This window comes from Puniceibacterium sediminis, from assembly GCF_900188035.1.
Taxonomy (GTDB): domain Bacteria; phylum Pseudomonadota; class Alphaproteobacteria; order Rhodobacterales; family Rhodobacteraceae; genus Puniceibacterium; species Puniceibacterium sediminis.
In genome coordinates this window covers 1-18,942 of the sequence record NZ_FZNN01000010.1, presented here as the reverse complement: position 1 = coordinate 18,942, position 18,942 = coordinate 1, and the positions used below count along the sequence as shown (strand labels likewise).

Annotated in this window: 13 protein-coding genes and 1 pseudogene; 2 read left to right on the top strand and 12 right to left on the bottom strand. The window is 60.2% G+C overall.

The annotated features are described in order from the left end of the window. Nucleotides 1-3: 3 nt before the first annotated feature. Nucleotides 4-1,086, bottom strand: a complete 1,083-nt coding sequence (locus CHB75_RS11805; RefSeq protein ID WP_089270753.1) for an AI-2E family transporter — start codon at nt 1,084-1,086, stop codon at nt 4-6. Between the two features lie 224 nt (nt 1,087-1,310). On the opposite strand from CHB75_RS11805, the gene proS reads away from it, so the two are divergent. After that, nucleotides 1,311-2,654 carry a proline--tRNA ligase gene (proS, locus tag CHB75_RS11800; RefSeq protein ID WP_089270752.1) on the top strand — a complete coding sequence of 448 codons (1,344 nt, stop codon included), beginning with the start codon at nt 1,311-1,313 and terminating at the stop codon, nt 2,652-2,654. A gap of 118 nt (nt 2,655-2,772) precedes the next feature. On the opposite strand, the gene glmM is transcribed toward proS, so the two are convergent. The 8 genes from glmM to CHB75_RS11760 all read right to left on the bottom strand — a co-directional run bounded on the left by glmM (nt 2,773) and on the right by CHB75_RS11760 (nt 13,936). After that, nucleotides 2,773-4,116 (bottom strand): phosphoglucosamine mutase, encoded by a 1,344-nt coding sequence (gene glmM / locus CHB75_RS11795; protein ID WP_089270937.1) that lies wholly within the window; start codon nt 4,114-4,116, stop codon nt 2,773-2,775. Continuing rightward, complete coding sequence (gene folP, locus CHB75_RS11790; protein ID WP_089270751.1) at nt 4,106-5,125, bottom strand: dihydropteroate synthase; 1,020 nt, start codon at nt 5,123-5,125, stop codon at nt 4,106-4,108. The genes glmM and folP overlap by 11 nt, the downstream gene beginning before the upstream one ends. Nucleotides 5,126-5,164: 39 nt before the next feature. Beyond that, complete coding sequence (locus CHB75_RS11785) at nt 5,165-6,091, bottom strand: dihydroneopterin aldolase (RefSeq protein WP_089270750.1); 927 nt, start codon at nt 6,089-6,091, stop codon at nt 5,165-5,167. 102 nt (nt 6,092-6,193) lie between these two features. Next, on the bottom strand, nt 6,194-6,760 hold the full coding sequence (locus CHB75_RS11780) for a cell wall hydrolase (protein WP_425439500.1): 567 nt from the start codon (nt 6,758-6,760) through the stop codon (nt 6,194-6,196). A gap of 242 nt (nt 6,761-7,002) precedes the next feature. Next, nucleotides 7,003-9,663: a putative PEP-binding protein gene (locus CHB75_RS11775; protein ID WP_176439123.1), complete on the bottom strand. Its 2,661-nt coding sequence runs from the start codon at nt 9,661-9,663 to the stop codon at nt 7,003-7,005. A gap of 181 nt (nt 9,664-9,844) precedes the next feature. Continuing rightward, on the bottom strand, nt 9,845-12,088 hold the full coding sequence (gene glyS / locus CHB75_RS11770; RefSeq protein ID WP_089270748.1) for a glycine--tRNA ligase subunit beta: 2,244 nt from the start codon (nt 12,086-12,088) through the stop codon (nt 9,845-9,847). Nucleotides 12,089-12,419: 331 nt separating this feature from the next. Further along, nucleotides 12,420-12,938, bottom strand: a complete 519-nt coding sequence (locus tag CHB75_RS11765; RefSeq protein ID WP_089270933.1) for a DUF6446 family protein — start codon at nt 12,936-12,938, stop codon at nt 12,420-12,422. Between the two features lie 56 nt (nt 12,939-12,994). Beyond that, nucleotides 12,995-13,936, bottom strand: coding sequence for a glycine--tRNA ligase subunit alpha (locus CHB75_RS11760; protein ID WP_176439122.1), 942 nt, complete (start codon nt 13,934-13,936; stop codon nt 12,995-12,997). A gap of 157 nt (nt 13,937-14,093) precedes the next feature. Between CHB75_RS11760 and CHB75_RS11755 the strand changes: the two genes are divergently transcribed. Continuing rightward, on the top strand, nt 14,094-15,851 hold the full coding sequence (locus CHB75_RS11755; RefSeq protein ID WP_089270747.1) for a peptidoglycan-binding protein: 1,758 nt from the start codon (nt 14,094-14,096) through the stop codon (nt 15,849-15,851). 99 nt (nt 15,852-15,950) lie between these two features. On the opposite strand, the gene CHB75_RS11750 is transcribed toward CHB75_RS11755, so the two are convergent. The 3 genes and pseudogenes from CHB75_RS11750 to CHB75_RS21330 all read right to left on the bottom strand — a co-directional run. Beyond that, a complete protein-coding gene (locus CHB75_RS11750) occupies nt 15,951-16,880 on the bottom strand; it encodes a DMT family transporter (protein ID WP_245840918.1) in 930 nt (309 codons plus the stop codon). 229 nt (nt 16,881-17,109) lie between these two features. After that, a complete protein-coding gene (gene opgC, locus CHB75_RS11745) occupies nt 17,110-18,531 on the bottom strand; it encodes an OpgC domain-containing protein (protein ID WP_141135104.1) in 1,422 nt (473 codons plus the stop codon). Nucleotides 18,532-18,851: 320 nt separating this feature from the next. Continuing rightward, nucleotides 18,852-18,942, bottom strand: a pseudogene (locus CHB75_RS21330) (IS5/IS1182 family transposase); the annotation flags it as partial.

Sequence of the window (18,942 nt, the reverse complement as noted above, 5' to 3'; positions counted from 1 at the left end):
GCGTCAGTCCTGGCCTTCGGACGCATCAGGTGCAATGCCAGCGGGGCTGCCGCGATAAAGCCGACTGTCCTTGTACTGTCCGACCGCGAACCGGGTGATGACGCCGAAAGCTGCGGCCATGGGCACTGCGATCAGCATGCCGACAAAACCAAAAAGCGTGCCAAAGACCGATAGAGCAAAGATCAGCCATACCGGGTGCAGGCCGACGGAATCCCCGACCAGTTTGGGGGTAAGAACATTGCCCTCGATCACCTGACCCAGCACGAATATGCCACCCACAAGGCTGAGTGAAAGCCAATCCCCCCAGAACTGGAACAGGCCCAGACCGATGGCGAGAGCGCCGCCAACAAGGGCACCGACGTAGGGAATGAAGGTAATCAGCCCCGCAATGAAGCCGACGACCAGACCAAACTGCAGCCCGACCAGCATCAGCGCAATTGCGTAGTAGGTGCCCAGGATCAGGCAGACCGTGCCCATGCCCCGGATGAACGAGGCCAGGGTATTGTCGATCTCGTGGGCGAGCTTGCGGACGGTGGGGGCATGGTCGCGTGGCAAAAGCTCATCGATGCGGGTAACCATGCGATCCCAGTCCAGCAGCAGATAAACCGATACCACGGGTACGATGACAAAGAGCAGCGCGATGTTCAGCAGCGATGCAGCCGAGGAGATCGCTGTGTTCAGCACCTCGCCGCCTCTGTCGCGGATTGTGTTGCCCAGCGAAATGAGCGTTTCACGCACCACGCCGCCTTCATCCAGCAGGTTCGGGAACTTTTCCGCCAGAAAAGTCTGGAGGTTATTGAACAGCTGCGGTGCGGTGTTGATCAACTGGCCAGTCTGCTGGATCAGCATCGGCACAACAAGAAGAACCATCAGCACAAAGATCAGCAGGGCACCAAGCGTGATCGTCGCGGTGGCCAGCGCCCGGCTGAAGCCAAGGCGTTCCATGCGATCCGCCAGAGGATCAAGGAAATAGGCAATTGCCCCGCCGATCAGGAACGGCAACAGGACATCGCCCAGATACCAGAGGGTCACCGCAAAGACGAGCGTCGCGATGCCCCAGTATTTCAGTTGATCGCGTGCAGGCAACGCCTGGATCCTCTCGGGGCTGGGGGTATCCGTCCTACATCGCCGTTTGTGCGTGGGGATTCAAGGGGGCGGTGCCTTGGGGGGCGTTCATCCAGCCGCTTGGCGTGCCTTTGTCTATCGCTGAGTGGCCTGCGCCGCCGAATGCGCGGCTCTGGCCCCCTTGCCAAGGGGCGCGCCTTGGCTCACAACCTTGGCGACCCTATTTTCGTCCAAAGGAAGACCTGATGCGCCTGAGCCGATACTTCATGCCTGTGCTGCGCGAGACGCCGGCCGAGGCGCAGATCGTCAGCCACCGCTACATGCTGCGCGCCGGAATGATCAAGCAGGCCGCGGCCGGGATCTATTCATGGCTGCCGCTGGGCTATAAGGTGCTGCGCAATATCGAAAAGATCGTGCACGAGGAACAGCAGCGCGCCGGACACATCCCGATGCTGATGCCGACGATGCAATCCGCCGATCTGTGGAAGGAATCCGGGCGTTACGATGCCTATGGCCCCGAGATGCTGCGGATCAAGGACCGGCAGGACCGGGACATGCTATACGGTCCCACCAACGAAGAGATGATCACCGACATTTTCCGCAGCCACGTCGGGTCCTACAAGGATCTGCCGATGACACTTTATCAGATCCAGTGGAAGTTCCGCGACGAGATGCGCCCCCGTTTCGGCGTCATGCGCGGTCGCGAATTCCTGATGAAGGACGGCTATAACTTCGACCTCACCAAAGAGGATGCGCTGCATGCCTATAATCGGCATCTGGTGTCCTACCTGCGCTCGTACGAGCGGATGGGCCTGCAGGCGATCCCGATGCGGGCGGATTCCGGCCCCATCGGTGGCGATGACACCCATGAATTCCTTGTTCTGGCCGACACGGGCGAGTCCGAGGTGTTTTACGACTCGGCGATCACCGAGCTGAAATTTGGCGATCGGGCGATTGACTATGACTCGGTCGATCAGTGTCAGGCAGTGCTTGAGGAATTCACGCAGCGTTACGCGCGCACGGATGAAACCCACGATGCCGCCCTGTTCGATCAGATCCCCGAAGAACGCCAACGCGTGGCGCGCGGTATCGAAGTCGGCCAGATCTTCTACTTTGGCACCAAATATTCCGAATCAATGGGCGCCACCGTGGCGGACGAGACTGGTGCCAAAGTACCGGTGCACATGGGGTCGCATGGCATTGGCGTCTCACGTCTTCTGGGTGCGATCATCGAAGCGTCGCATGACGACAAGGGCATCATCTGGCCCGAAGGCGTTACGCCCTTCCACTGTGGGATCGTGAACCTCAAACAGGGTGACGCCGAAGCTGATGCCGCCTGTCAGGCGCTTTATGATGCGCTGGCCGCTCTCGGGCTCGAGCCGCTGTATGATGACCGGGAAGAACGCGCCGGAGCCAAATTCGCGACAATGGATCTGATCGGGCTGCCGTGGCGTATCACCGTGGGTCCGCGCGGGCTCAAGAACGGAGTAGTGGAATTGACCTCGCGCCGCACGGGCGAGAGCGAAGAGCTGCCACCAGAGGCTGCAGTGGAAAAGGTCGCTGCGATCTACGGCGTGATCAAAGGCTAGGACTCTCTGCGCCCGGGGCCGTTATGCGCGCACCCGGGCGGGGCGCAAAACTTTTATAAAAAGTTTTACCAAGAGTTTTTTGTAAAACTCTTGGTGGCGCGACTTGCAACGACGCAGCTCAGATGGCGGCGTTGACTTCGGTCACGATGCTGTCGACCACCTGGACCAACAGGGCATTATCCTCGCATTCCGCCATGACGCGGATCAGCGGCTCTGTGCCAGATTTGCGGATCAGCAGGCGGCCCTTGCCGGACAGCGCAGATTCGGCAGCTGCAATGGCACTCTTGACGGCGACATTTTCCAGCGGCGTTTGACCGGCCGTATAGCGCACGTTGCGCAATAGCTGCGGCACCGGCTCAAAGCTGCGTGCCAGAGAGCTGGCTGGTCGACCTGAGCGCACCATTTCGGCCAGAAACTGCAGTCCCGCCATCAGTCCATCGCCGGTGGTCGCGTAGTCGGTCATCACGATATGCCCCGACTGTTCGCCCCCAAGATTCCAACCTCCGCGGCGCATCGCTTCGACCACATAGCGGTCGCCCACGCCTGTACGTTCAAGCCGCAAGCCGCGGCCCTGCAGAAACCGCTCCAACCCGAGGTTGGACATCACTGTGGCGACCAATGTACCATCGTTCAACAGGCCTTCTTCGGCCCAGCGGGCGGCCATCAGCGCCATGATCTGGTCACCATCGGCGACCGTACCGGTTTCGTCGATGATCATCACCCGGTCGGCATCACCATCAAGGCAGATGCCGATATCCGCGCCATGCGCCACCACAGTTTCCGCCGCGACGCGGGGTTTGGTCGAACCGCAGTCGAGGTTGATGTTCTTGCCATTGGGCGAGACGCCGATCGGGATGACATCCGCGCCCAACTCCCAGAGCACTTCGGGCGCGGCGCGATAGGCGGCGCCGTTGGCGCAGTCGATGACGACCTTTATCCCGTCGAGCCGCATTCCAGCCGGAAAAGTGGATTTCACCCGTTCCTGATAGCGTGACCGACCGTCGTCGATGCGCTTTGCACGGCCGATGTTGTCTGCCGCCTCCGGATCGACACCTTCATCAACAAGTGCCTCGATCTCGGCCTCGACCTCGTCGGAGAGTTTGAAGCCATCCGGCCCGAAAAATTTGATTCCGTTATCCTGGCTTGGATTGTGAGATGCCGAAATCATGATGCCCAGATCGGCGCGCATCGATGGCGTGAGCAGACCCACGGCCGGCGTAGGTACTGGCCCGAGCAACAGCACGTTCATCCCGGTCGAAGTCAGGCCGGCCGTCAGCGCATTTTCGAACATATAACCCGACAGGCGCGTGTCCTTGCCGATCACTACCCGGTGCACACCGCTGTGTTCGCGCCGGAAATAGCGACCGGCCGCAGCGCCGATGGCCAATGCCATCTGCGCCGTCATCGGATGGGTGTTGGCCGTGCCCCGCACGCCATCAGTGCCAAACAACTTACGCGACATCGCTTCCCCCATTTTCGATAGCCTTCCAGAGCGCGATCGCCTGAACTGTTTCTGCCACATCGTGCACGCGCAGGATCTGCACCCCCTGCGCCACACAGGCGAGCGCCACTGCGAGCGAACCCGGCATACGTTGGTCCGCAGTTTTAACACCAGAAATCCGCCCGATGAATCCTTTGCGCGACGCACCGACGAGGACCGGACAGCCTAGGGCGTGAAACAGGCTCACGTTGCGCAGAATGGTCAGGTTGTGGGTCTGGTCCTTGCCGAATCCGATTCCCGGATCCACGATGATCCGGCTGCGCGGAATACCTAGCTCTGCAAGTAGAAGCACCTGCGCGGCGAGAAAGTCGTAGACATCCAACAGCACGTCATCATAGCGCGGATCCTTCTGCATCGTCTCGGGATCGCCGCGTGCATGCATGATACAGACCGGCAAATTTTTGCGGGCGCAGTATTGGCCCAACATCTTGTCATAGGTAAAACCCGACACGTCATTCACCAGGCTGGCCCCAGCATTGACAGCCGTATCCGCCACACAGGATTTGCGCGTATCGACGGAAATTGGCACGTTTACCGCATGCCTTATCGCGGTGATCACTGGCTCTATACGGGCGATTTCGGAGTCTACTGGTACTGTCACGGCACCGGGTCGGGTAGATTCACCGCCGACGTCGATGATATCGACACCATCTGCCATCATCTGACGGCCATAGGCGGCGGCGCGGGTCGGGCCACTGAATTTGCCACCGTCCGAAAAGCTGTCGGGGGTGACGTTCAGGATGCCCATGATTCGCGGTCTGTCGAACCTTAAGCCGCAGATAGGCGGACGCGGCTGAGAGAGAGCGTTCAGCGTTTCCGGGGGCAGCGCGCTGGCGGGCACTGTCGTTCCGGGCTTGTTGCGCCGCAGGTGTTCGACATCGGTGAACCAACCAGACCCGCCTGCAAGGGGCACAGCATTGTCAGGGCGTGGCAGCCCATTGCGCACGAGGGGGCGAAAATAGTCACTCATGCGCCCTGAATGGGGTATCCGCGACGGGTTGGCAAGCAGTCAGACCGCGCTGCGCAGCACGTCGGTGACCCGTACCGGGATCAGGGCCGACTCTGGCGGAGGTCCGCCGATGATCAGCAATTCGCGTGCCGACAACTGCCCGCTGAACCAGGCCGCCAGCGTGATCGCGTCGCCGCGCGGCATGTTCGCACCATGGGCCGCGTCCAGAACCATTTTTGACGGGGCCCACACACAGATCTGGCCGTTTTTCATGGCCCAATCCAGTTCGGTCCGGGTGGCGACTACTTTGCAGCGTGGATCATGCCCGGCAAGCACCCAGGCATTCTGTTCCATGGCCAAGAGGTCGATCCTTCGCTGCGCCAGCTTTTGGTCTGCATGGGGCAGGGCGCTCTCGGGCAAGCCTACACAAAGTATCGCGGGCACGTCAGACGCCTGCAGAAGGTCCATCCAGCTTCGTAGGTCATCAGAGGCGATAGCGGCGTTCGATAGATAGATCACTCGCGGGTGAGGACGTTCCCGTGCGACTTCCTGCAGGTGTGCACCCTGATCGCGGCGCGACCGCACGATCTCGACCCCGAGTGCGCCGGAGCCGCGGTCGAGCTTTTCGATCCGCACGAAGGTGCGCAGCGCCTGTGGTTCCATCAGGATCCGCTCGGCCACCTTCTCGGCCAGGGTCTCCAGCAGGTTCAGACGTTCGGCGGCCAGTTCGTATGCGATGGCTTCGGTCACACGGTCATAGGACAGGATGCGGTCCACATCGTCATCCAGCGGTCCGGTAAAGGGTGTCACCTCGACCACTACATTGAAACAGATACGCTGAGTGGTGCCGCGTTCCGCCTGAAACGCACCGATCTCGACTTCGACGATATGGTCGCGCAATGAGATGCGGTCGCGCGGATCTTCACCGGCTGTCACAAGCGACCGCTCGGAGGGGTGCGAAAACGCAAGGTGGATTTCGTTGGGCATGGGCCTCTTCCGGGGCGGAGCAATCGGATCACTCTAGCAGCGCCCGGGGCCGGGCACACCCGCAGAAAGCGACGGTTTGTGCCATCTTTGGTATAGGTTTGCTCAGTTCTGGCTCAGGCGGGTGGGTTGGCGATAGAAAAGATGTGTGCCAATTTCTGCCGTCAGAGGGAACTTTCTGGCCCATTTGGGCTTTACCCTACCAGTATGGTAATGCGTCGCTCCATCGGTCAGGGCACGGGGCGCCCCTGAGATCATGAGTTTGGCCACTTTTCCGACTTCGGTAAACGCCTTTGGTTCGTGAATGGATTCCGGGTTGCCATCGCATGTGTAAGTGAACTGGCAACCGTACTTCTTGCCGGTGCCCTGGTGGACGACGCCGCAGACCGAATTGGGGTAGCGCGGGCTGTCGACACGGTTGAGGATCACCTCGGCTACAGCGAACTGGCCTTTGACGGATTCTCCGCGGGCCTCGAAATAAAGAGCCTCGGCAAGGCACTCCCACTGTTTGCCGCCGACGGCTTTGGGCTGTTGCTTGATCCAGTTACGGCTGTAGCTGACAGCCGTGGCATCCGGAAGTGATTCACGATTGAGAAGCTTGCGCAGATGCGCAGGTTTTGCTGAGCTCAGTCCGCGCTGCTCGATCTTGATCAAGGCGTCTGCGCTTGCCATTTCACGTTCGGCGAATGCGGGCTGCTGAAAGGCAATGATCGTCAAAATTGCGATCGAAATTACTTTGAACATATCGTCTCTCTACCTCTGCGGATAAATCCCGCGCGGTTTCCAAACCGCACAAATCCCAGGCGTCATATGCAGAAAATGCCTAAACGTAAAGTTTGGAGAGCACGTTATCGGCACAAGACCGCCCATTCCGGCGACGTTGTTAAATAAATGTTAACGATTTCCGAAGCTTCTTATTCAATTTTGTCTCGAACCGCAAGTTGTGCTGCTGCCAGTCTTGCAAGCGGAACGCGAAATGGCGAACAGCTCACGTAGTCGAATCCCGCCGCCCGGCAAAATGCAATCGATTCGGGATCACCGCCATGTTCGCCACAGATTGACAGGGTCACATGGGGCCGCCCGGCTCGGGCGCGTTCGGCGCCAATCCGTAAAAGCTCGCCCACACCATCGGTATCCAACCGATGGAACGGGTCTTCCGGGAAAACACCCTGATGCACATAATCCGACATGAACCGCCCGGCATCGTCGCGCGAAAGGCCATAAGTCATCTGCGTCAGGTCGTTGGTTCCAAAGCTTAAAAAATGCGCGTGCTGCACAATTTCATGCGCGCGCAGGCAGGCACGCGGCGTTTCGGCCATCACACCAAGCCGGTAGGTAAAATCAACGCCCCGTTCACTGCGGACGGCCGAGGCAACGGCATCGATCCGGGCGCGGACGATCTCGACCTCGCGCTTGGCCGAGACGAGGGGAATCATGATCTCGGGCACCACGGGGTCGCCGTCGCGGCTGGTCTCTATCGTCGCCTCAAAGATGGCGCGGGCCTGCATGTCATAGATTTCGGGCACCGTGATACCCAAGCGCACACCGCGCATGCCCAGCATGGGGTTGTATTCGCCCATCGCCTCGACCCGCCTAGTGACATCAGACACCGGCAGGTCCAATGCCTCTGCCAGATCGCGCAGTCCGGCGCGGTCGGTGGGCAGGAATTCATGCAGGGGTGGGTCGAACAAACGGATACAGACCGGCTGCCCCCTCATGATGGTGAAAAGTTCTTTGAAATCGGCACGTTGCATCGGCAGCAGCAGCTCAAGCGCGGCCCGGCGATCCTCGGCATCATCGGCAAAGATCATTTCCCGCATGACGGTCAGCCGCCCGGGTTCAAAGAACATATGCTCAGTCCTGCACAGGCCGATGCCCTGCGCCATGAAGTTGCGGGCGGTCTGCGCATCGGCCGGAGTGTCAGCATTGGCGCGCACTCCGATGTCGCGTTCCGCGTCAGCCCAGGCCATGAGCGTCTGGAACGAGTCATCCAGAAGCGGCTCGACCATCTGCGGTGCGCCGGCAAGGATTTCGCCTTTCGTCCCGTCGATGGTGATAATATCGCCTTCGCGAAAGCTGCGGCCGTCCTCTGAAACCAGCATCTTGCGGCGCAGATGAAACTTCATCCGTGACGCGCCCACGACGCAGGGCAGGCCGATCCCGCGACCGATCACCGCCGCATGGCTGGTAATCCCGCCCCGTTCGGTCACTACGGCGCTTGCTGCATGCATGCCGCGGATATCCTCTGGCGAGGTTTCCCGCCGCACCAGCACGCAGGCTTCGCCCCGTGCCGCGCTGGACTGCGCATCTGCGGCGGAAAAGACCATACGCCCGGTGGCGGCACCGGGGCTTGCAGCGATACCTTTGCCGATCACATCGCGTGGTGCATCTTCGGCGATCTGGCGGTGCAACAGTTCCGAAAGCGCGCGTGGTTCGACCCGCAGCAATGCCTCTTGCGGGGTGATGATCCCGTCTTGGGCAAGCCCGACTGCAATCCGCACCGACGCGCGCGAAGATCTGCGCACGCGCACACCGTCAAGAATGTGCAATTGGCCATTTTCGATGGTGAATTCGATCTGCATCTCGGCGCGCAACCGCTTGCGCATCAGTGCGGCGTGAGCTTTGAGTTGAGCAAAGGCTTCGGGCGCAAGTTCTTCCAGCGACGGCCCGCGCGGGTCCCGCTCCAGGAAAAGCGAGGCCGCCCCACGCTGCAGCGCATCCCGGCCCTGGCTCTGGCTCAGATAGCGCCCGGTGATTTGCAGGGCACCAGTTTCGGAATTCACCAGCTGCAAGACCCCGGAACCGCATTCGCCATTCCCCAGACCCAGCGCCATCTCCTGCACCACAAGGCCCAGACCGGCATCGACCGGAGCGCCCTTGGCCTGCCGCAGCAGCCGCGCGGTCGTGCCTTCCCAAGCCCGGGCCATTGAGCGCAGGACCTCGGCCAACTGGCGGGCAGGGGTCTGAGGGAAAGGCTCTTCTGCCTCTTCCTCATAGGTCAGCAGTGCCTGAGCGAGGGCCTGCCTGCCATCATCCGCGATGCTGTCGAAAAGGTCGGGATCCAGCCGCGCCACATGAATCGCGTAGGATTTAATAAAACGCAGATAAAGGTTGGTGGCGGCCTCTGACCCCAGCGTTTCGCTAAGCGCGGCATAGCGAGCATCGTTCATGCCGATGTTCAGAATGGCGCCGGGGCCGCCCCAGTCGGGATCTTCCGAAGACGGGCGAACGCAAAGCAGGGCGTCATCGTCGAAATGCTGAAGGATCGTGGCCATGCCGGGCAGGCTGCCGTGCGCGATACGCAGCACGGTCCGGAACGATAGTGCCACGGTGCAGGGAACGGGCAGGTCCAGCCGCACAAGCCTTTGGAGGCACTTCGCGCGCCCGCCATGGGTCGGCGTCGCGATGGGCGCTGCGGGAAGGATCAGCGTCACATCGGGATCCGGGGCCTCTGCTGAGGTCTGAGACTCAATTTTCTGCACTGCAGCACCTTTTTGTGTTTGGGCAGAATACGCCTGAAAAGGCGTGTGTAAAGGACGTGCTTTGAACAGGTCTCGCTGACGTTCAGCCGACATGGAAAAGTTCTGGCACCAAATGCCGCCTAGTTCGCGGTGGCAGGTCAGGGCCCGGTTGGCGGGCTTGCCGACGGCTGCGGGCTGCCCGAGCATCCGGCTGGTCAATGACACAGCAGGGACAAATTGCCTGGATTTGTGCCCGTATGCCCCCCTTGGGAGGGTACTGTCCGGTGCGGCTTTGTCAGCCGTCGAGCTTGGTCAGATCCGCGACCTGCAGGCAGATGGTGCGAATACGGCTGAGCAGGTTGAGCCGGTTGCGCCGCAGTATCTCGCTGTCGGCATTGACCTGAACGGCATCAAAGAAGGCATCGACCGCCGGACGCATCGCCGCCATGGCCTGCATCGCGCCCGCAAAATCCTCGGCGGCCATGGCGGGGGTGATCGCCGCTTCGGCGGTATCCAATGCCACGATCAGCGCATGTTCCGCCGGATGTTCGGCATAGTTCGCATCGGCGCCATAGGAGTATTCGACGCCGTCCTTTTCCTCGGCCTGGGTGAGGATGTTGTTGGCCCGCTTGAACCCCTGCACAAGGTTGGTGCCATCCTCCGTCTTGAGCGTTTCCGAAAGGGCGCGGGCACGGCCCACCAGCAGGGTAAGGTCGTCATTCCCCGGCATTGCAAGGCACGCGTCGATTACGTCATGGCGGATGCCTTCGTCCTTTAGGTAGACCTTAAGGCGGTCCTGGAAAAAGGACAACAAAGAGGTAAAATGAGCTTTTGAAGCAATTTCATAATTCGACCTTGCTTCATCGGATCCGATAGAGTCGATGGCCGTTTCAATAAAGGACATTTTCGCGTCCAGAACGTTTATCCGTACATGAAGGTTGGTAGCATCAGGTAGGCTCCCCGCGATTTTAAGAGCTTCGGATGCACTAACTGACCCTGCAACAACATGCGCTGCAATCGGTTTAAACAGTATATCAATAAGAGGAATGCTCTTTCCAAGGCCAAGCACCAATCGAATAACACCCAAAGCTGCCCGACGCAGCGCGAACGGGTCTTTGCTCCCGGTCGGCTTCTCGTCAATCGCCCAAAATCCGGTCAACGTGTCCAGCTTGTCGGCCAAAGCCACGGCGACCGACACTGGCGCGGTTGGCACGTCATCCGACGGGCCGAGGGGAGAGTAGTGTTCCTGACAGGCTGCGGCGACTTCCTCCGGAAGGCCAGCGGCTTTGGCGTAGTAGCGGCCCATAAGACCCTGAAGTTCCGGGAATTCATAGACCATTTCCGACGACAGATCGGCCTTGGCCACGCGGGCGGCTTGTTCGGCCAGATCGGGATCGGCCCCAATCGCCGGGGCCAGTTCACGGGCCAGCGCTGCGATCCGTTCAATCCGGTCTTTCTGGCTGCCCAGTTTGTTGTGGAAGGTGACGTTGGACAGTTGGTCGGTCCAGACGGACAGGCCTGCCTCGGACTTGGCCACACGCAGGTCATTTTCCCAGAAGAATTTTGCATCCGACAGACGCGCCGCCAACACCTTTTGGTTGCCCGCAAGGATCGTTGCGCCATGGTCCGCCGTTTCGCGGTTTGCCACCGTGATGAACCGTTCGATCCGGCCCGTTTTGGGGTTCTTCACCGAAAAGAATTTCTGGTGTTCCTTCATCGAGGTTTGCAGCACCTCGGGCGGAAGGTCCAGGAAGGCCGCACCGATTTCGCCCATCAGGACAACGGGCCATTCGACCAGACCGGCAACCTCTGCCAGCAGGCTCTTATCCTCAATCACCTCAAGCCCAGAGGCAAAGGCCATGTTGGTGGCGTCGTGCCAGATCGTCTCGGCCCGGTCGGCGGCAGACAGGACCACCTTGGCGCGCTTAAGCTTTGCGGCGTAATCATCGAAAGACGTTACAGAAAACGGCTCTGGCGCCATGAATCGATGGCCTTCCGTCGTGTTCCCGGCGGTGATTCCGTCCATCTCCATCGGCACGACTTCTGCCCCGGCTTCGGTAGCCATCACGCAGAGGATACGGTGCAGCGGGCGGACCCAGCGCAGGGTGCCGTTGCCCCAGCGCATCGACTTGGGCCATGGGAAGTTACGGATCGTATCCTCGAGAACTTCGGCCACGATTTCTGCGGCCGGGCGTCCCGGTTTTTCGATCATCGCGTAAAAGACGCGGCCTTTTTTCTCATCCCGTTCGACCAGCTGGTCGCGGGTGAGGCCCGCACCGCGCAAGAAGCCTTCAATCGCCTTGTCGGGGGCATCGACGCGGGGACCTTTGCGTTCTTCACGCAGGGTCGGGCTTTGGTCCAGCATCCCCTCAATCGCGAGGGTCAGACGACGCGGCGTCGAGAAGGCCGCGGCGCCTGCATAGGTAAGGCCCGCTTCGACAAGGCCGTTGGTGACACGGGATTTCAGATCCTCGGCGGCGCGGGTCTGCATCCGCGCGGGGATTTCCTCGGAAAAGAGTTCGATCAGCAGGTCGGGCATCGGGTCACCAAATCTTCGAAGTGCCGTGGGCGGAAAGGCGCACGGTCAGTCGAGGGGTGGATAGCCGGATGGGCGGCAGACGTCCAGCCGATTGCTCAGAACGTGACCTGTTAAACCTTGCTCCCGACCTGCGTGGGAATGATCTGAGATGTGCTGCCAGAAATGTTTCTGTTGGTCGGTTCTGCAAAGCCTTCGATCACAAAGGTCGGTTGACCCAGGGAGATGCTTACCACAAGTTTGCAGGCATTGTTTGCTGGGACGAGGTGATGCTGTAACCGCTTGTCCGAAGCCGCTATGTGCAAAGCCTGCTTCGGGTCACTGCGGCAAGGCGCTAGTCCCGCGCCGGGCAGTCCACTCCGAGCGGCGTTCCGTCATAGGCCTTGTCGCCGCATTCGTTGATTTCGTGCCAGACATAGCCGTGGCCGTCTTGGGTGACTGCGACAACGCGATCAATCCCGTAGCTTATATTGCGCTGGCTGGTAAATGCGAGTGCACGTCCGGCGGCCAGATCGTCGCCGATGGCTTCTGCATCAAAGCAGTCGAACCAGCTTGGGGCAATGCGCGGCTCGGCACCGGGATAGGTTGCATAGGTGTCACGGAGCTGATCCAGCCCGGTGGGGGTGGTGAAGCAGGCTCGGTACCGGATGGGCGAGGAAGCGGCGTCGATGGCGCGGAAATCCTCGTAGAGTATGGTTTCGGGCAGACCAGACACCTTGCCTGTCAGCTGGACATCATCGGTGCCGGTGGCTGTCACGTCGTAGTAATAGGCATAAACCTGCATGTAATACAGCAACCCGCCCGCGATCAGCGCCGTGACCACAATGAATGCGACAAGGATCTTGCCGGTGATGTTCTGCGCCAAGGTCTAGGTCCAGTCCATGTTGATCGGGCGAGGGCGAACCGCCATCAGGCCGCCCAGCCGCCGGCCGTGGTGGTGACAAAGGCGTCAGCGCAGCGTTTGGAAAGCGTGCGGACACGCCCGATATAGGCCTGACGTTCTGTGACCGAAATCACGCCGCGCGCGTCGAGCAGATTGAAGAGATGCGAGGCCTTGATGCACTGGTCATAAGCCGGGTGGGCCATGACGATGCGCTTGCCAGTCTTGGGGTCATCGGCGTCGCGGTCAAGGATATCGGTGCACGCGCGTTCGGCATCTTCGAAATGGCGAAGCAGAGTTTCGGTATCGGCGACGTCAAAGTTCCAGCGGCTGTATTCTTCCTCGGTTTGGCGGAAGATGTCACCATAGGTCAGCGCAATGGGTGCGTCTGGGTCGTTGAAAGGCATGTCCATCACATGGTCGACTCCCAGCACATACATGGCAAGGCGTTCGAGGCCATAGGTCAGCTCTCCCGAAACCGGGTGGCAATCATGCCCTCCGACCTGCTGGAAATAGGTGAACTGCGACACTTCCATGCCATCGCACCAGACCTCCCAGCCAAGACCCCATGCACCGAGTGTGGGCGATTCCCAGTCATCTTCGACAAAGCGGACGTCGTGCAGCGCCATGTCCACGCCGATTGCGGCAAGCGATCCCAAGTAGAGCGCCTGAAGGTCCGGCGGCGAAGGTTTGATGACCACCTGATACTGGTAGTAATGCTGGAGCCGGTTCGGGTTCTCGCCATAACGACCGTCGGTGGGACGACGCGAGGGCTGCACATAGGCGGCCGCCCACGGCTTGGTGCCCAGAGAACGCAGGGTTGTGGCTGGGTGAAATGTGCCGGCGCCGACTTCCATGTCATAGGGTTGCAGGATGGCGCAGCCCTTGGCTGCCCAATAATTCTGCAGTCGCAGAATGATTTCCTGAAAGCTGCGCGGTTTACCCGCATTTGTTCCGGTGATCTGGTCCATGCGAAATGCCCTGAGATGCGTTTCGGTCTGCTTAGGCGCTAGGCGGGCGGGGGTCAATTGCACCGCTCGCCATATTTTGACCTGCAGGGGCTGTGGCTTTTGTTTAATACGGATAAGAGCACGGAAACGTTGGAATGGTTCGGGGACGGCGACAGGTATGATGAGAATGGTGATGGCGCTTCTGGCTGCCGTGTTTTTGACAGCTGGTGCAGCACTCGCACAGGATGCAACCTATATCCAGATCGAGGCGCAGCCGACATTGACCCGGGCCGAGGAGAGGGCGCGGGACTACACCAGCTATCTTCGTGATGTTAACGGATTCGCACTAGGCAATGGTTGGTATGGCATTGCGCTTGGGCCTTATGACCGGGCCGAGGCCGAGGCGCGGCTGCGCCAGTTGCGCGGCCAGGGGCAGATTCCACAGGACAGCTATATCGCTGATACCGGAGTCTTCCGCGGTCAGTTCTGGCCGATCGGCGCTGCGTCCCAGACAGCCGAACAGATTACCACGACCGACATCACCGTGACGCCACTTGATCAGGTTCCCGAAATCACGGCCCCCAGCGCGACAGTTGCGGCAGAGCAGAGTTTCCCCGACGAAACCCCAAGAGAGGCCGCAGCGGCAGAGGCCCGCCTGAACGGAGAGGCGCGTGAACAGCTGCAAATCGCTCTGCGGTGGGCGGGTTACTACAATTCCACCATCGACGGCGCCTTTGGCCCGGGCACGCGCAATTCGATGGCCGAATGGCAACGCGCAAACGGCTATGAAGCCACCGGGGTGCTGACGACCCGCCAGCGCGCGGACCTGTTGGGCCAGTATAACGCGGTGCTCGACGGGCTGGATATGCGCCAGGTGACAGAGGCGCAGGCAGGAATTTCGATCCTGCTGCCGATGGGGGTGGTGGCCTTTGATCGCTATGAATCGCCCTTTGTACATTACGGGCCGACCGGTGAACTACCGGTGCGGGTGCTGCTGATCAGCCAACCAGGCGATCAGAACACCCTTTTTGGTCTATACGAGATCATGCAGACGCTCGAAATCGTCCCGCCTGAGGGCGCACGCGAGCGTCGGCGTGACGGTTTCACCCTGACCGGCGCGAATTCCCGGATCGTGTCGCACACAGAGGTGCGGCTGGAGAATGGTCAGATCAAGGGCTTTACCCTTGTCTGGCCTGCAGGTGACGACGCGCGGTTCAACCGGGTGCTGCAGGCGATGCGGTCAAGCTTTGAAACCATGCCCGGCGTGCTGGATTCCGGGCTGTCCGAGGATACCGAGCCTTCGGTCGATCTGCTGGCGGGCCTGCGGATTCGTCAACCCAAGGTGACTGCATCGGGTTTCTTTATCGACAGCGCGGGCACGGTCGTGACTGCACGCGATGCTGTGATCCGCTGCGGGCGGATCACGCTGGAGGATCAGTATGACGCGCACATCGTTGCGGAGGATGCGGCGACCGGCGTTGCAGTGCTGCGCAGCGATGTGACGCTGGCACCACAGTCCGTCGCGGCCCTTCGCACCGATCTGCCGCCGCTGCAGTCCGAGGTGGCGGTTTCGGGCTATTCCTTTGGCGGCGTGCTGAGTGCGCCGACGCTGACCTTTGGCACCCTTGAGGATGTCCGTGGGCTGGCAGGGGAAGAGACCAAGAAGCGTCTCGCGCTCGCCTCGTTGCCGGGGGATGCGGGCGGTCCGGTTATGGATGCAGGTGGCGCCGTGCTCGGAATGCTGTTGCCGCGTGACGACAGGAACCGTCAGTTGCCGGAAGAGGTCAGCTTTGCCGCCAAGGCCGACGACATTCAGGCGCTGCTAAATCGCGTCGCCCTGCGCGCCACCACCACACAGGGCGGCGCTGCGATTGCACCCGAGGATCTGACCACGATAGCCTTGGGTATGACAGTTCTGGTCAGCTGTTGGGAGTGACAGGGCCGAGGCGCAGTGCTGGAATACTGATGGGGGCGCTGGCCCAGTTGGAGAAATCGGCGTCTCCCCCTGTGTATTGGCAAAGGGAATAGCGCGACGTCAGCCCGACCTGGTGAACAATCGCTTGAGCGCCCCCCACTGGCTGATGGCGACACCGGCCAGAATCAGCGCAAGCGCGGCCAGCAGGCTTGGACGCGCTGGTTCACCCAAAAGCAGCACCCCCAGTAGCACGGACCACATTGGCACCTGATAATTCGTAAGGCTCATGAATACCGGACCGGCGCTGCGGATCACCAGAACCCGCAGTATGTTGGCCCCGGCGGTTGGCACCAGACCCAGAAACGCCAGCACCAGCAGCGTCTGGTTTGAAGGCATCGGCGGCGCACCTTCACCGAACCAGGCGAGGGGAACGACGATCAATGTGCCAAAGATCAGCGGTATCGTGGCGATGCCGATGGGATCCATCGCGGGCAGTCGGCGCATCATCACCGAACTGACTGCATAGCAGGATGCAGCCCCAAGGCACGCGAGGCGGCCCAGGGATTCTGACGCATCGCCGCTGGATTGGAAGGCCTGCCCGCCGATCAGCAAGGCAACCCCGGAAAATCCGATGACAAAGCCCAGCGTCCTGCGCAGGGTCATGCGTTCGCCGGGGAGGAACACATGCGCCATTGGGAGTACCATCAGCGCGACCGCAGCCATGCAGACCCCGGCAAAGCCAGAGGTAACATATTGCTGGCCCCAACCCAGCAGAGTGAACGGCATGGCTGAGGAAAGTAGACCGATCAGGGCAAGACGCCCCCACGGCCTCGCACGCGTCAGGAACAAAGGCCACCCGCGCAGCGACCAGATGGAAACTGTCAGCAGCATCGCAAAACTAATCCGCCCGGCGGCCAGCCACAGGGGAGTGATCCCGCGTAGTGCGATTTCAATCACCAGAAAGGTGCTGCCCCACACCAGTCCAAGGCTGGCAACCATGAGCCAGCTTGCCCGGGTGATCTGGGGCATGGGCATGGTGGCATTCGACATCGGACTTCCTAAGCGGTCTTGTAAAAACGGATGTGGGCAACGCCGCCGCTTGCTACCGGGTGTCTATCACCGCCTGTGAGGGAGATTGAATGGAGGAATTCATGTTTATTGGCGCGGATTTGTATCCCGTTTGGTCTGCAGACATTGCAGCTGGTTGGTCCTGCCGATGCTGAACGCCAGCCTGAAGATGCCAAAAGGCCCCGTGAGATGTCCGAAAGGGCCTGCTGGCTCAGGTGGTAGTGCTTGGGTTTGCTACGCGGCCTTGCTGCGGGACAGGCCCTTTTTCCAGCACGGCTGAGTTACGGCTGCGGTCGCGTGACATGGACTGTAGCGTTGCATGCCCCCAGGCGACAACGAATAGCGCGCCTATTGAGAGCAGCATCAGCAGATTGTCCCAAAGGGCTGGCAAATCCCTGCCAGCCATCGCCCACATGATGAAATATGTCATCACTAAATGGGCGGTGAAAACCTGAAGCGAGTGCTGACCGAGAAACACCAGAGGACGGCGGGTGTAGAGCCATTCAATTCCGCGACCAAGAAAAGCCAGCGCGCGGTTGCCGCTCGACGGACCGGCGACCAGAAGCCAGGCGATCACAAACAGGTCAAGGAGGAAGTTCATCAGATAGACGATGTGCATGTTGCCGCGATCAATTTCGCGCCACAGAGTGCTGCGCAGGTCTTTCTCGATCCAGCCCAAGCTCATGGCCCGATCAAAGACTGCAAAGGCTACGACACCCGCCACTGCCAGCCAGAACATCGCGCGCATGCGTGGCGTGCGCAGGAATGAGGTATCAAGCTGGTCCCGGGCGAACAGGAATCCCAGAAAAAGGCCTAGGAAGTATAGTATCTGCCAGCCAAAGACGTTGAAATAGATGCCAATGTTGATGCCGTGACCCGCGTTTGCGAGAACCCGTTCAATGGGTAGCTGCGCGGCGTCCGGCAGTCCCGATTGCGCCAGCGTCCAAGCGGCAATTGATGCGACAGCCCACCACTTTGCCCAGCCTTTATGAAAGGCCATCAATGCAAACGGCGTGAGAAGCATCAGCCAGATATAAAGCGCCAGGATTCCCATGTGCAGCGAACCGGTGACCAGCAGCAAAGAGGCGGTGGTAAAGGCAGCTGGATTTTGAACATACTGGCTAAGGATATCCGGTTCCAACCCCCAAGCGGCAAGACCCAAGGCGGCGGCACAGAAGGCGACAATCATCAGCGCCTGATAAGTATAGATGGTGCGGATGCGGCGCAGCACCGCGCCGCCCATGCCTGCGGGTCCCTTGCGGTCGAGTATCTTGGTATAAACAAGCCCAACAACAAATCCCGAGATAAAGACGAACCCCTGCGCGTCCTCGACCCAACCGAGCATGTGGTGATTGTAGTCACCAAGCACGGCATGAAAAGATCCGTTCACATGTGCGATCATCATGAAAAGTAGAAAAAACCCCCGGAATCCGTCAAGCAGTGTTAGGCGCATTTCCATCTCCTCAGTACCTTTGTCGGCCGCCTTGCGGGCTGACATGGAAGGAGAATGCGCGAAAGCGTGATTTGTGCCCTGAGATACAACATTTTGCGCATTTTCGGCGGAGCGTTGCCGAATCGTCGCGTGGCTCGGCGGAAATCCGGGAGTTTGAAGAAAACTGACCGTACCATCCAAGGATATGAGTCACGAATTGGCATGGCACCCTGCCGCAACTTCGGGTGGATGCGCGGCAAGACAGAGGGTGGTGATAGAGGTCTTCACTTTTCGGCAACCGTAGTGAAACTGTCAAAGGCCGCCAGCATGCGGGCCGGATCGGGAGGGAGGCCGGTGAATAAAGGTAATGGGGGCACAGACTGATTAAGCGTCATGCCATAATTGAACCGTCTGGGGGGCGGTGATGAGCGGTTCGGATTGTTGCGAGAAATATAAGATATCGGGCACCCATTGGCGCGGCGTGATCAGTACGGCAGACACGGCCGCGTGCCTTGCTTAGGTCATGTTGACAAAAGGCGGACCCAGAGGCGGATGGACGTGATGTCTATGAAGCCCAGGAAGCTCTCGGCGGTTTTGTCGTAGCGTGTGGCG